14 protein-coding genes are annotated in these 12394 nt (G+C 63.3%); 13 read left to right on the top strand and 1 reads right to left on the bottom strand.

Annotated elements, in window-relative coordinates; genetic code table 11:
* The first annotated feature begins 16 nt into the window (after window positions 1–16).
* The 8 genes from HU730_RS22585 (at window position 17) to hpaI (ending at window position 7405) form a co-directional block, all read left to right on the top strand.
* On the top strand, window positions 17–682 hold the full coding sequence (locus HU730_RS22585) for a fumarylacetoacetate hydrolase family protein (protein ID WP_096144676.1): 666 nt from the start codon (window positions 17–19) through the stop codon (window positions 680–682).
* Complete coding sequence (locus HU730_RS22580) at window positions 679–1449, top strand: fumarylacetoacetate hydrolase family protein (protein ID WP_186527061.1); 771 nt, start codon at window positions 679–681, stop codon at window positions 1447–1449. The genes HU730_RS22585 and HU730_RS22580 overlap by 4 nt, the downstream gene beginning before the upstream one ends.
* A 5-nt stretch (window positions 1450–1454) precedes the next feature.
* Window positions 1455–2915 (top strand): 5-carboxymethyl-2-hydroxymuconate semialdehyde dehydrogenase, encoded by a 1461-nt coding sequence (hpaE, locus tag HU730_RS22575; protein ID WP_186527062.1) that lies wholly within the window; start codon window positions 1455–1457, stop codon window positions 2913–2915.
* Window positions 2916–3069: 154 nt separating this feature from the next.
* Complete coding sequence (gene hpaD, locus HU730_RS22570; protein ID WP_186527063.1) at window positions 3070–3927, top strand: 3,4-dihydroxyphenylacetate 2,3-dioxygenase; 858 nt, start codon at window positions 3070–3072, stop codon at window positions 3925–3927.
* Window positions 3928–3942: 15 nt separating this feature from the next.
* On the top strand, window positions 3943–4335 hold the full coding sequence (locus HU730_RS22565; protein ID WP_034128187.1) for a 5-carboxymethyl-2-hydroxymuconate Delta-isomerase: 393 nt from the start codon (window positions 3943–3945) through the stop codon (window positions 4333–4335).
* Window positions 4336–4468: 133 nt separating this feature from the next.
* A complete protein-coding gene (locus HU730_RS22560; protein ID WP_057974990.1) occupies window positions 4469–5773 on the top strand; it encodes an MFS transporter in 1305 nt (434 codons plus the stop codon).
* 11 nt (window positions 5774–5784) lie between these two features.
* A complete protein-coding gene (hpaH, locus tag HU730_RS22555; protein WP_014719076.1) occupies window positions 5785–6588 on the top strand; it encodes a 2-oxo-hept-4-ene-1,7-dioate hydratase in 804 nt (267 codons plus the stop codon).
* A 16-nt stretch (window positions 6589–6604) separates the two neighbouring features.
* The gene (gene hpaI / locus HU730_RS22550) at window positions 6605–7405 is read left to right on the top strand and encodes a 4-hydroxy-2-oxoheptanedioate aldolase (RefSeq protein ID WP_034128189.1); all 801 of its coding nucleotides are present in this window, start codon (window positions 6605–6607) and stop codon (window positions 7403–7405) included.
* Between the two features lie 123 nt (window positions 7406–7528).
* Here hpaI and hpaR read toward each other — a convergent pair whose 3' ends face one another.
* Window positions 7529–7951 (bottom strand): homoprotocatechuate degradation operon regulator HpaR, encoded by a 423-nt coding sequence (hpaR, locus tag HU730_RS22545; protein WP_186527064.1) that lies wholly within the window; start codon window positions 7949–7951, stop codon window positions 7529–7531.
* A gap of 207 nt (window positions 7952–8158) precedes the next feature.
* Here hpaR and HU730_RS22540 point away from each other — a divergent pair, with 207 nt between their 5' ends.
* From HU730_RS22540 to HU730_RS22520, 5 genes are all read left to right on the top strand, one after another.
* Complete coding sequence (locus tag HU730_RS22540) at window positions 8159–9457, top strand: FAD-binding oxidoreductase (RefSeq protein WP_034128190.1); 1299 nt, start codon at window positions 8159–8161, stop codon at window positions 9455–9457.
* Between the two features lie 133 nt (window positions 9458–9590).
* Entirely contained in the window at window positions 9591–9956 is a 366-nt protein-coding gene (locus tag HU730_RS22535) for a cupin domain-containing protein (protein WP_060763688.1), read from the top strand.
* Between the two features lie 13 nt (window positions 9957–9969).
* Complete coding sequence (locus HU730_RS22530; RefSeq protein ID WP_186527065.1) at window positions 9970–10791, top strand: molybdenum cofactor biosynthesis F family protein; 822 nt, start codon at window positions 9970–9972, stop codon at window positions 10789–10791.
* Window positions 10784–11587 carry an SDR family oxidoreductase gene (locus tag HU730_RS22525; RefSeq protein WP_186527066.1) on the top strand — a complete coding sequence of 268 codons (804 nt, stop codon included), beginning with the start codon at window positions 10784–10786 and terminating at the stop codon, window positions 11585–11587. The genes HU730_RS22530 and HU730_RS22525 overlap by 8 nt, the downstream gene beginning before the upstream one ends.
* Complete coding sequence (locus HU730_RS22520) at window positions 11577–12332, top strand: SDR family oxidoreductase (RefSeq protein WP_089042187.1); 756 nt, start codon at window positions 11577–11579, stop codon at window positions 12330–12332. The genes HU730_RS22525 and HU730_RS22520 overlap by 11 nt, the downstream gene beginning before the upstream one ends.
* Window positions 12333–12394 lie beyond the last annotated feature (62 nt).

Genomic DNA, 12394 nt, shown 5'->3' with positions numbered 1-12394 from the left:
CCGCCAGGAGAAACGCATGAGCCGAACCCTGCATGATGTTGCCAGCGGCACCCTATTCGGCGTTGCGCTGAACTACCAGGGCCTGCTGGACCAGCATCTCGCCGCCTTCCAACAGCCGCCCTACCAGCAGCCGCCGACCAAGCCGGTGCTGTTTATCAAAACCCCCAACACGCGCAATGGGCACGACGGCGTGGTGCTACACCCGCACGGCGAGCGCCTGCAACCGGGCCCGGCGCTGGGCGTGGTGATCGGTCAGCGCGCCAGCCGTGTCAGCCTGGAGAACGCCATGGCGCATGTGGCCGGGTATGTGGTGGTGAATGAATTCAGCCTGCCGGAAGACAGCTACTACCGCCCCGCCGTCAAAGCCAAATGCCGCGATGGGTTTTGCGCCCTGGGCCCGCAGTTGGTGGCGCGGGATCAAGTGGCCAACCCCAATCAATTGAGCCTCAAGCTGTTCGTCAATGGCGAGCTGCGCCAGGAAAGCTCTACCGCCGATTGGGTACGCGACATCCCGCAATTGATCGCCGAGATCAGCGAGTTCATGACCCTGTACCCCGGTGATGTGCTGATCACCGGCACCCCGCAAGGCCGCGTGGATGTGCAGCCAGGCGACCAGGTTGAGGTCGATATCACCGGCATTGGCCGCCTGAGCAACACCATTGCAGCGGAGGCATCGGCATGAAACGCGCACGTATCCACTTTGAAGGTGCAACCCACAACGTATTGGTGCAAGCCGACTGCAGCGTGCGCCTGGAGGATGGGCGGTTGCTGGCCGAAGACCAGGTGCAATGGCTGCCACCCGCCACCGGCAACATGTTCGCCCTGGGTTTGAACTACGCCGACCACGCCGCCGAACTGGCCTTTACGCCGCCGACCGAACCGCTGGCATTCATCAAATCGGTGGGCACCTACACCGGTCACCGCCAAGTCAGTTGGCGCCCCGACAACGTCGCCTACATGCACTACGAGTGCGAGCTGGTGGCGGTGATCGGCAAGACCGCGCGCAACGTCAAGCGCGCCGACGCCCTGGACTACCTGGCCGGTTACACGGTGTGCAACGACTACGCGATCCGCGACTACCTGGAAAACTACTACCGCCCCAACCTGCGCGTGAAAAACCGCGACGCCACCACCCCGGTCGGCCCATGGATTGTCGACGTGGCCGATGTGCCCGACGCAGGCAACCTGAAATTGCGTACCTGGATCAACGGCGAACTGCGCCAGGAAGGCAGCACGAAAAACATGATTTTCGATATCCCCTACCTCATCGAATACCTGTCCAGCTTCATGACCCTGCAACCGGGCGACATGATCGCCACCGGCACGCCCGAGGGCCTGGCCGATGTGGTGCCGGGGGATGAGGTAGTGGTGGAAGTCGAAGGCGTGGGCCGCCTGGTCAACCGTATCGTCAGTGAAACGGAGTTTTTCTCCGAGCGCAAAGAGGCTTGAGCACCATGATCAAACACTGGATCAACGGCCGTGAGGTCGAAAGCAAAGACACCTTTATCAACTACAACCCGGCCACCGGCGAGGCCATCGGTGAAGTGGCCAGCGGCGGTGCCGAAGAAGTCGCGCAGGCCGTGGCGGCGGCCAAGGCCGCGTTCCCCAAGTGGGCCAATACGCCGGCCAAGGAGCGCGCGCGCTTGATGCGCAAACTGGGCGAGCTGATCGAACAGAACGTGCCACACCTGGCCGAGCTGGAAACCCTGGACACCGGCCTGCCGATCCACCAGACCAAGAACGTGTTGATCCCGCGTGCCTCGCACAACTTCGATTTCTTCGCTGAAGTCTGCACCCGCATGGACGGCCACACCTACCCGGTGGATGACCAGATGCTCAACTACACCCTGTACCAGCCGGTGGGCGTGTGCGGGCTGGTATCGCCGTGGAACGTGCCGTTCATGACCGCCACCTGGAAGACCGCGCCGTGCCTGGCGCTGGGCAATACGGCGGTGTTGAAGATGTCGGAGCTGTCGCCGCTGACCGCCAATGAACTGGGGCGCCTGGCGGTGGAAGCCGGGATTCCCGACGGCGTGCTCAATGTGATCCAGGGCTACGGCGCCACCGCCGGTGATGCACTGGTGCGCCACCCGGATGTACGGGCGATTTCCTTTACCGGCGGCACCGCCACGGGTAAGAAAATCATGCAGAGCGCCGGCCTGAAAAAGTATTCCATGGAACTGGGCGGCAAGTCGCCGGTGCTGATTTTTGAAGACGCCGATCTGGAACGCGCCCTCGACGCCGCGTTGTTCACGATCTTTTCCCTCAACGGCGAGCGCTGCACCGCTGGCAGCCGCATCTTCATCCAGGAAAGCGTCTACCCGCAATTTGTCGCCGAGTTCGCGGCGCGAGCCAAGCGCTTGATCGTCGGCGACCCCCAGGACCCGAACACCCAGGTCGGCTCGATGATCACCCAGGCCCATTACGACAAGGTCACCGGCTACATCAAGATCGGCCTGGAGGAAGGCGCCACGCTGCTGGCTGGCGGCCTGGAACGCCCGGCCAACCTGCCGGCGCACCTCAGCCGCGGCCAGTTTATCCAGCCGACGGTGTTTGCCGACGTGAACAACCGGATGCGCATCGCCCAGGAAGAAATCTTCGGCCCGGTGGTGTGCCTGATTCCGTTCAAGGATGAAGCCGAGGCATTGCAACTGGCCAACGACACCGAATACGGGCTGGCCTCCTACATCTGGACCCAGGACATCGGCAAGGCCCACCGCCTGGCGCGCGGTATCGAAGCGGGCATGGTATTTATCAACAGCCAGAACGTACGGGATTTGCGCCAGCCGTTTGGCGGGGTCAAAGGCTCGGGCACTGGGCGTGAAGGCGGCCAGTACAGCTTCGAAGTGTTTGCCGAGATCAAGAACGTGTGTATTTCCATGGGCAGTCATCACATTCCGCGCTGGGGCGTGTAGCCCAGGCTCAAACAAGCCTCCTGTGGGAGCCGGGCTTGCCCGCGATGCAGACACCGCGGTCCTTCAGCCGTACCGAGTCGATGCCATCGCAGGCAAGCCAGCTCCCACAGGGACCTCACAGGCCATACAAGAATAATTATTCAGGAGAGTCATCATGGGCGAAGTGGTTCTGGCAGCGAAGATCTGCCACGTACCGTCGATGTACCTGTCGGAACTGCCCGGCAAACATCACGGCTGTCGCGAAGCGGCGATTGCCGGGCACAAGGAGATCGGCCGGCGTGCCCGCGAACTGGGGGCCGACACTGCGGTGGTGTTCGACGTGCACTGGCTGGTCAACAGCGGCTACCACGTCAATTGCGGCGAGCAGTTCCAGGGCACCTACACCAGCAACGAACTGCCGCACTTCATCAAGAACATGGACTACGCCTACCCCGGCTGCCCTGAACTGGGTGAGCTGATCGCCGCCGAAGCCAACCTGGCTGGCGTGCGCAGCATGGCCCACAACATCCCGAGCCTGGAGCTGGAATACGGCACCCTGGTGCCCATGCGCTACATGCATATGGGCGTGCCCGACGCAGAGAAATTCAAGGTCATTTCCATCGCTGCCTGGTGCGCCTGGCATCGCCTGGAAGACAGCTTTGCCTTCGGCGCCGCCGTGCGCCGGGCCATCGAAAAGAGCGACCGCAAGGTGCTGGTGCTGGCGTCCGGCTCGCTGTCCCATCGGTTCTCGGACGACCGCCAGGCTGAGGCGAATATCCACAACTGGACCCGCGAATTCGACAAGCAGGTGGACCTGCATGTCGTGGAAATGTGGAAGCAAGGTCGCTTCAAGGAGTTCTGCGCCATGTTGCCCGACTACGCCGAACATTGTTTTGGCGAAGGCAAGATGCACGACACCGCCATGCTCCTGGGCCTGCTGGGTGGGCCCGACTATGCCAAGCCGGCCGAGATCATCACGCCGCCGTTCGGCAGTTCGGGCACCGGCCAGATCAACGCGATTTTCCCGCTTTAACCCTGGGAGAACACCATGCCGCACTTTATCGCTGAGTACACCGACAACCTCGAACAGCAGGCCGATTTGCCCGGCCTGTTTGAAAAAGTCCACCGCGTGCTGGGCGACAGCGGTGTGTTTCCGCTGGGCGGCATTCGCAGTCGCGGCGTGCGCCTGGACACCTGGCGCATGGCCGATGGCAAGCACGACTATGCCTTTGTGCACATGACCCTCAAGGTCGGCCATGGCCGCGACCTGGCTACGCGCGAAGCAGTCGCCCAAGCGGTGTTCGCGGTGATCACCGCACACTTCGCCGAGCTGCAGGCGCAACGGTTGTTGGCGCTGTCGTTCGAGATGATTGAGCTGCACCCACAGCTCAACTTCAAGCAGAACAATGTGCATGCGTTCCTGAACAACCCGGCAAGCTGAAACGGCCCCGCCCCCCTGTAGGAGCGAGCTCGCTCGCGAAGAACCCACAGGCCCCGCGGATCACCGGCAGCGCTGCGTTTTCGTTAACGTTTTTCGCGAGCAAGCTCGCTCCTACAACAAAAAGAACAACGCCATGAGCACAGCCCATTCCACTGCAAGCCTGCGGCTTGCCGAGCACGACCGTACCCATCGTTTGGTGACCTGGCGCCTGATGCCCTTGTTGCTGGTGTGTTACCTGTTCGCCCATCTGGACCGCATCAACATCGGCTTTGCCAAGATGCAGATGAGCAGCGACCTGCACTTCAGCGACACCGTGTATGGCTTCGGCGCCGGCCTGTTCTTCATCGCCTACGCACTGTTCGGCGTGCCCAGCAACATTGCCCTGGACCGCGTCGGGCCACGCCGCTGGATCGCCTGCCTGATGGTGGTGTGGGGCCTGCTCTCCACCGGCATGTTGTGGGTGGAGAGCGCGCGCGGGTTCTACGTGCTGCGCTTTCTGCTGGGTGTGGCCGAGGCCGGTTTTTTCCCGGGGATCCTGGTGTTCCTCAACCGTTGGTACCCGGCACGCCGTCGCGCCCAGGTCACTGCCTTGTTTGCCATTGCGGTGCCCATGGCCGGAGTGCTAGGCGGGCCGATTTCCGGGGCGATCCTGGAGAACTTCCACGACGTCGGCAGCCTGCGCGGCTGGCAGTGGATGTTCCTGATCGAAGGCGCGCCCGTGGTGCTACTGGGACTGGTGGTACTCAAGTGGCTGCCGGACAGTTTCGAGTCGGTGCACTGGCTGACTGCCGAGCAAAAACAGCAATTGCACACCCAACTGAGCAACGAGGAACAGCGCAAGACCATCACCTCGTTCGGCGGCATCCTGCGTGACCCGCAGGTGTGGCTGCTGGTGGCCGTGTACTTTGCGGTGATGCTGGCGGTCAACACCCTGGCGTTCTGGATGCCCACCCTGATCCACGGCGCCGGCATCGGCCGTGACAGCCAGGTCGGCTTGCTCAGCGCCGTGCCGTACCTGGCCGGCTGCTTCTTCATGCTCGGCTGCGGGCGCTCGTCCGACCGCCACCGCGAACGCCGCTGGCACCTGTGCGTGCCGTTGCTGATGGCGGCACTCGGTATCGCCGTCGCGGGCCTGGCGCCCGGCAATGCGCTGCTGGTGATGGGCGGGCTGGTGGTCGCCGGCATGGGCGCCAGTGCCGCGCTGCCGATGTTCTGGCAACTGCCACCGGCGTTTCTCTCCCACACCACCCAGGCGGCGGGCATCGCCATGATCAGCTCGTTCGGCAGCATCGCGGCGTTCCTCGCGCCCTACCTGATCGGCTGGATGCGCGACGCCACCCAGAGCGCCAGCCTGGCCCTGTACGTACTCGCCCTGTTTATCGCCCTCGGCGGCTTGCTGGTGCTGCGCACCCAGGCCGCCATCGTCAACCCACACTAGAGACCGTTGCCATGCTCGACTCCCAGCAAATCCTTGCGGCCGCCGCCCACCTGGACCGCGCCGAACGCAGCCGCGAACAGGTGCGCCAGTTTTCCCTCGACTACCCCGATATGACGATCGACGACGCCTACGCCATCCAGCGTGAATGGGTCGCGCAGAAGATCAAGGACGGGCGCACGCTCAAGGGCCACAAGATCGGCCTCACATCACGGGCCATGCAGGTGTCGTCGAATATCACCGAACCCGATTACGGTGCCCTGCTCGACGACATGTTTTTCGACGAAGGCAGCGACATTCCCTTCGAGCGTTTCATCGTGCCGCGGGTGGAGGTGGAACTGGCTTTCATCCTCGGCAAGCCGCTCAAAGGCCCCAACTGCACGGTGTTCGATGTGCTCGACGCCACCGAGTGGGTGATCCCGGCGCTGGAAATCATCGACGCCCGCATCCAGCAGGTCGACCCGCATACCAACGCCACCCGCAAGGTGTTCGACACCATCTCCGACAACGCCGCCAACGCCGGTGTGGTCCTCGGCGGCCGCGCCGTGCGCCCCACCGAGATCGACCTGCGCAAGGTGCCGGCGGTGTTGTATCGCAATGGCGTGATCGAAGAGTCCGGGGTGTCGGCGGCGGTGCTCAACCACCCGGCCAAAGGCGTGGCGTGGCTGGCCAACAAGCTGGCGCCCTATGACGTCACCCTGCTGCCCGGCCAGGTGATTCTCGGCGGCTCGTTTACCCGCCCCGTGGCGGCCCGCCCTGGCGATACCTTCCACGTCGACTACGACCTGCTCGGCTCGATTGCCTGCCGCTTCGTCTGAACCCAGGAGTGCTTTCATGGACATGCCTGTCAACCGCTTCAAGCAACGCCTGCACAACCGCGAGGTACAGATCGGCCTGTGGCTCGGCCTTGCCAACGCCTACTGCGCGGAACTGGCCGCCAACGCCGGTTTCGACTGGCTGCTGATCGACGGCGAACATGCGCCCAACCAGCTGGGGGACATGCTCGCGCAATTACAGGCCATCGCGCCCTACCCCAGCCAGGCGTTGATTCGCCCGGTGATCGGCGACACGGCGCTGATCAAACAACTGCTGGATATCGGCGCCCAGACGCTGCTGGTGCCCATGGTCGAAAACGCCGCCCAGGCCCGGGAACTGGTGCGCGCCCTGCGCTACCCGCCCCAGGGTATTCGCGGGGTCGGCAGCGCCCTGGCCCGCGCCTCGCGCTGGAACACCATCGCCGATTACCTCGACCAGGCCGACGCGCAGATGTGCCTGCTGGTGCAGATTGAGAATGCCGAAGGCCTGGCCAATCTGGACGCCATCGCCGCCGTCGAAGGCGTGGACGGGGTGTTTATCGGCCCGGCAGATTTGAGCGCGTCCATGGGCCATCGGGGTAACCCGGGGCATCCGCAGGTACAGGCGGCGATTGAGGACGCCATCGTGCGTATCGTCAAGGCGGGTAAGGCGGCAGGGATTCTCAGTGCGGATGAAAATCTCGCACGACGCTATATCGAGTTGGGAGCGACGTTCGTGGCGGTGGGGGTGGATACCACGGTGTTGATGCGGGGGCTGCAAAGCCTGGCCGGGAAGTTCAAAGACGTACCGGTGGCTGCCAATACCGGTGGTGTCTACTGAAATCCATGTGGGAGCTGGCTTGCCTGCGATGGTGGTGCATCAGCGACAGATAAGCCAGCTGACCCGGCGCTATCGCAGGCAAGCCAGCTCCCACAGTTGACCGGTGGTGGTTCAGTCATTAGTTCAGCGCTTGATGTTCTTCAAGTCATCCAGCAACCCCAACAGCATCTGGAATTTCTCTTCGCCAAACTGATCCTGCAAACGCTGGTAGTTGGCCTCCATGCACTGGCTCATGGACTCGAAACTCGCCTTGCCCTTGTCCGCCAGGGTAATCAGCACCCGGCGCTGGTCCTGTTCGGCCTTGCGCCGGTGCACCATGCCGGCCGCTTCCATACGCATCAGTACGCCGGTCATGCTCGGCTTGAGGATGCAGGCCAGTTCCGCCAGTTGGTAGATCTCCAACTCACCATGCTGTTCAAGGATGCGGATGATGCGCCATTGCTGTTCGGTCAGGCCGTGTTCATTCAGGGAAGGACGGAAAAAACTCATCGCGGCCTCGCGCGCTTGCAGCAAGGCCAGGGTCAGGGATTGTCGAGGTGTGGACATAGGGCTCAGGGTCACGAAGTATTTAGTTAATAGTTTAACGAAACTCTAACATTCCCGGCCGGCGAGCGCGCTATAACTTGTAGGTGCCCTCGCCCGTGGCGCGCTGAATCAAAAACCCGGGCACGCAGGATCAAGACTTCCCGCCCGCCAGGGGCCCTAATGGAGGCATCCGCTTTAGCGCCTTCCTTCACTTTTTCAGGCTGCGCCATGATCAACATCGAAACCCCCACGTACTACACCGCCACCAAGAAATACAACCTCAGCTTCCCCACCCTGGAACAGGATATCGACGCAGACGTCGTGGTCATCGGCGGCGGCTTTTCCGGGATCAACACGGCCCTTGAACTGGCGGAAAAAGGCATCACCAACATTGTGGTGCTTGAAGCGCGCTACCTGGGCTTTGGCGGCACGGGCCGCAACGGTGGGCAGATCATGGCAGGCATCGGCCATGACCTGGAGAAGATCAAGAAGGACGTGGGCGAAGACGGCCTGCGCCAAGTGTTCGAGATCAGCGACCTGGGCGCCGACATCATCAAGAACCGCATCGCCAAGTACAACATCGACGCGGACTTTTGCCACGGCTACGGCTACATGGGCTTCAACGCCCGCCAGGAAAAAACCCTGCGCGCCTGGGAGAAGGACTTCAGGTCGATCAACAGCCAGCACGAAATCCGCTTTCTCGGCGGCTCCGACGTACAACAGATCATCGGCTCCACCGCCTACACCAGCGCCCTGTTGCACATGGGCGGCGGGCATGTGCACTCGCTGAACCTGCTGCTGGGCGAAGCCACCGCACTGGCCAGCCATGGCGTGAAGATCTTCGAGAACAGCCCGGCCCTGGACGTCAGCTACGGCGAGCGCATCACCGTGCGCACCGGTCGCGGTTCGGTACGCGCCAGCAAGTTGCTGTGGGCCTGTGACAGCTTCCTCAACAAGCTGGAGCCAGAACTGCACCGCTCGACCATCAACACCTACGCGTTCCAGATGATGACCGAGCCGTTGTCCGAGGAGTTGATCCAGCGCATCAGCCCGATCCGTGGAGCCTATAGCGACATCCGCCCAGTGATCGACTACTACCGCGTCACCAACGAGAACCGCCTGCTGTTCGGCGCCGCCACGCCTTTGGTGGAGCACATTCCCGGCGACCTGAAAGCCTGGAACCGCAACCTCATGCTGAAGATTTTCCCCTACCTCAAGGACGTGAAAATCGACCTGGCCTGGGGCGGCCCGATGGCATGCAGCCCGAACCTGTTCCCGCAGGTGGGCACCTTGCCGGGGCGCAGCAATGCATTTTTCGTGCAGGGCTATTCCGGCTTTGGCGTCACGCCCAGCCACATCATCTGCAAGGTGCTGGCCGAAGGCATGAGCGAAGGCTCGGCGCGTTATGACCTGGTCAGCTCGATTCACCGCCCCACCATCATCGGCAAGGACGCGATTCGCCCCCTGCTGCTGACGGCGGGCAAATCCTGGCACCAACTTTCCGGCTACTGGAACGGTCGCCGCTAACCCCCTGTAGGAGCGGGCTTGCCCGCGAAAAACTTCAACGATAACGCGGGCATTCAGGTGAATCGCGCTGCCTGACGTTCTTCGCGAGCAAGCTCGCTCCTACAAAAATCTCGTACTTATCGGAGCATCTGCCATGACACTTACCACCCTCAAACACAACGTCCAGCTGTCGGAACTCGACGCCTGGGGCACCGTGGCCGACCTCGGCTCGCAAATCCTCGAAGGCGAAGTGCGTGCCTTCGGCAAGATGACCTTCGGCGCGCCCACCGATTCGGTCAGCAGCGCGTACTTCGGCACGACCCAGGGCAAGTTCCGCATGGTCTACCCCTTCGCCGAGCAAGCCACGGTGGTCACCGGCGAAGTGGTGCTGACCGACGAGTCCACCGGCCAAACCACCCGCTACAAGGCCGGTGACAGCTGGTTCGTGACCAAGGGCACGCCGGTGCTGTGGGAAGTGGTCAGCGAGAGTTTCGTCAAACACTACTTCGCCGTCGTGTAAGGGAGGGGTTGCCATGTCGAATTCATCTGACTGGATCACCGTAGGCGCCCTGGCTGAGGGGTTTGCACCTGAGGCCTTCATCCTGCCGAACCTGGCCGACCTGGCCGGCCAGACCTTCACCCTGCACTTTGCCAATGGCTGGCAGATCGAACACCGCTTCGAACAGGAACGCCTGGCCTGGCACGCCGCCGATGGCCACTCTAGCGGCAGCGCCGCCTACCGCGCCAGCTCCATTCGCCCGGGCCTGTACCTGGTGGACTTTATCAAGCACGAGGCCGGGCAAAGCTGGTCGATCAGCCTAGTGCTGGACACACCAAATGCCTCCTTTACCGCGGTGATTGGCCGTATGCCGGAACCAGCGGAGACCCACGAAGGCCTCTACCACCGCGCCCTGGCCGGCAAACCGCTGACCTCGGTACAGGTCGACTTCCTCCACGGCAGCCTCGACCGGCCGTGGCAGGAGGGCCACTGCCTGCACGCCCCCACCGACGAGTTGGTCGGCCTGCGCAACCACTACCGCTACAGCCCTAGCGAGGTCTACGAACACATCTACCTCAACCCGCGGTTCTACGCCTGGCAATGCCTTGAGGGCGTGGAGAAAGGCTTGTGCGACACCGACCGCTGCCATTACTACAAGATCGCCGAACAGCTATACCTGTTCGTCTGGCAGGAGAAGATCGTACCGACCCTCGGCCTGGTGCTGATCGACCTGCAACAGCACCGCAGCGACGGCAAGATCTTCGGCTATGCCGGAGCGTCCTTCGACGCGCTGTCGAACTTCCCGATCAGTTCCTATTGCCAGGTGCTCAACCGCACGGAGTACCCCCGTGACTGAGCCGCGCACGGTGGTGATCACCGGGGCCGGCACCGGCATCGGCGCTGCCTGCGCACGCTTGTACGCACAGGAAGGCGCGCATCTGGTGCTGATCGGTCGGCGTCGTGAGCCACTGGAACAGGTGGCGCAAGACACCGGCGGGCTGATCCTGGTGGGCGATGCCGCCTGCCCGGACACCTGGGACGGCTTCATCCAACAAATCCGCAGCCACTTCGGGCGCCTCGATGTGCTGCTGGCCTGTGCCGGTGGTCACGGGCTGGGCAGCGCGACCCAGACCAGTCAGGCCACCTGGGAAGGCGCGCTGCGCAGCAACCTCGACAGTGCGTTTTACAGCGCCCGCGCCTGCCTGCCGCTGTTGCAGGAAAGCGCCGGGAACATCGTGCTGATTGGCTCCATCGCCTCATTGGCGGCAGGCCCCGAGGTGTGTGGCTACACCACCGCCAAGCATGCGCTGCTCGGGCTCAACCGCTCGCTGGCCCGTGATTATGGGCCCCATGGCGTGCGGGTGAACGCGGTGTGCCCAGGCTGGGTGCACACGCCGATGGCCGACGCGGAGATGCAGCCGTTGATGGAGGCGTACGCCGAGACCTTGCAGCAGGCCTATACACGGGTGTGTGCCGATGTCCCGCTGCGGCGCGCCGCCCGTGCCGACGAGATCGCCAAGGTGTGCCGCTTCCTGGCCAGCGACGACGCCTCGATCATTACCGGCGCCACGTTGGTGGCGGACGGTGGCTCCAGCATCGTCGACGTGCCGACGCTAGCGTTTACGCACCTGGAGCCTGCCCATGACGAATGACCTGGATTTCAGCGGCCAGGTCGTGCTGGTCACCGGCGGCGCCCAGGGCATTGGCCTGGGTATCGTCCAGGCCTTTGCCCAACGCGGTGCGCGAGTGGTGATTGCCGACCGTAGGGTTGAACAGGCTGAAGCCCTGGCTGCCGGGTTATGCGCCCAGGGGCATCACGTTGACGCCGTTGGCGTTGACCTGGCGGATGCCGAAGCGGTGTTCGCCTGCGTCCAAGGCTTGGCGCAACTGGATGTGCTGGTGCACAACGCCGGGTACTTTCCGCTGACCGCCTTTGCCGACATTACCCCAACGATCCTGGAGCGCACCCTGGCGGTGAACCTGTCTGCGCTGTTCTGGCTGACCCAGGCGGCGTTGCCGATGTTTCGCGAACAAGGCCGGGGCTGCGTGCTGGTGACGTCTTCGGTCACCGGCAACCGGGTCGGTTATCCGGGGCTGAGCCACTATGCGGCGTCCAAGGCCGGGGTGAATGGGTTTATCCGCAATGCAGCGCTGGAGCTGGCGCCGTTGAATGTGCGGGTCAACGGCGTGGAGCCCGGCATGATCGCCACGCCGGCGATGGGCAACCTGGGCGATGCGGCCGTGAATGACAGCATCGCCCGCCGTGTGCCGCTGGGGCGCCTGGGCGCTGCGGCGGATATTGCCGGGGCGATGGTGTTTCTGGCCTCTGACCTGGCGGGCTATATCACCGGGCAGACGCTGGTGGTGGATGGTGGCGCGACGCTGCCCGAAATCTGAAACCCGATCGTTCCCACGCTCTGCGTGGGAATGCATCCTGTGACGCTGCGCGTCACGACTTC

It is taken from the genome of Pseudomonas sp. SWRI22, from assembly GCF_014268395.2.
Taxonomy (GTDB): domain Bacteria; phylum Pseudomonadota; class Gammaproteobacteria; order Pseudomonadales; family Pseudomonadaceae; genus Aquipseudomonas; species Aquipseudomonas paracarnis.
This window is presented reverse-complemented; position numbering and strand designations above follow the sequence as displayed.

Excerpts from the sequence above, each read along its gene's own strand:
- HU730_RS22585 (WP_096144676.1), top strand. The coding sequence starts at position 17 with ATGAGCCGAACCCTGCATGATGTTGCCAGCGGCACCCTATTCGGCGTT.
- HU730_RS22580 (WP_186527061.1), top strand. The coding sequence starts at position 679 with ATGAAACGCGCACGTATCCACTTTGAAGGTGCAACCCACAACGTATTG.
- hpaE (WP_186527062.1), top strand. The coding sequence starts at position 1,455 with ATGATCAAACACTGGATCAACGGCCGTGAGGTCGAAAGCAAAGACACC.
- hpaD (WP_186527063.1), top strand. The coding sequence starts at position 3,070 with ATGGGCGAAGTGGTTCTGGCAGCGAAGATCTGCCACGTACCGTCGATG.
- HU730_RS22565 (WP_034128187.1), top strand. The coding sequence starts at position 3,943 with ATGCCGCACTTTATCGCTGAGTACACCGACAACCTCGAACAGCAGGCC.
- HU730_RS22560 (WP_057974990.1), top strand. The coding sequence starts at position 4,469 with ATGAGCACAGCCCATTCCACTGCAAGCCTGCGGCTTGCCGAGCACGAC.
- hpaH (WP_014719076.1), top strand. The coding sequence starts at position 5,785 with ATGCTCGACTCCCAGCAAATCCTTGCGGCCGCCGCCCACCTGGACCGC.
- hpaI (WP_034128189.1), top strand. The coding sequence starts at position 6,605 with ATGGACATGCCTGTCAACCGCTTCAAGCAACGCCTGCACAACCGCGAG.
- hpaR (WP_186527064.1), bottom strand. The coding sequence starts at position 7,951 with ATGTCCACACCTCGACAATCCCTGACCCTGGCCTTGCTGCAAGCGCGC.
- HU730_RS22540 (WP_034128190.1), top strand. The coding sequence starts at position 8,159 with ATGATCAACATCGAAACCCCCACGTACTACACCGCCACCAAGAAATAC.
- HU730_RS22535 (WP_060763688.1), top strand. The coding sequence starts at position 9,591 with ATGACACTTACCACCCTCAAACACAACGTCCAGCTGTCGGAACTCGAC.
- HU730_RS22530 (WP_186527065.1), top strand. The coding sequence starts at position 9,970 with ATGTCGAATTCATCTGACTGGATCACCGTAGGCGCCCTGGCTGAGGGG.
- HU730_RS22520 (WP_089042187.1), top strand. The coding sequence starts at position 11,577 with ATGACGAATGACCTGGATTTCAGCGGCCAGGTCGTGCTGGTCACCGGC.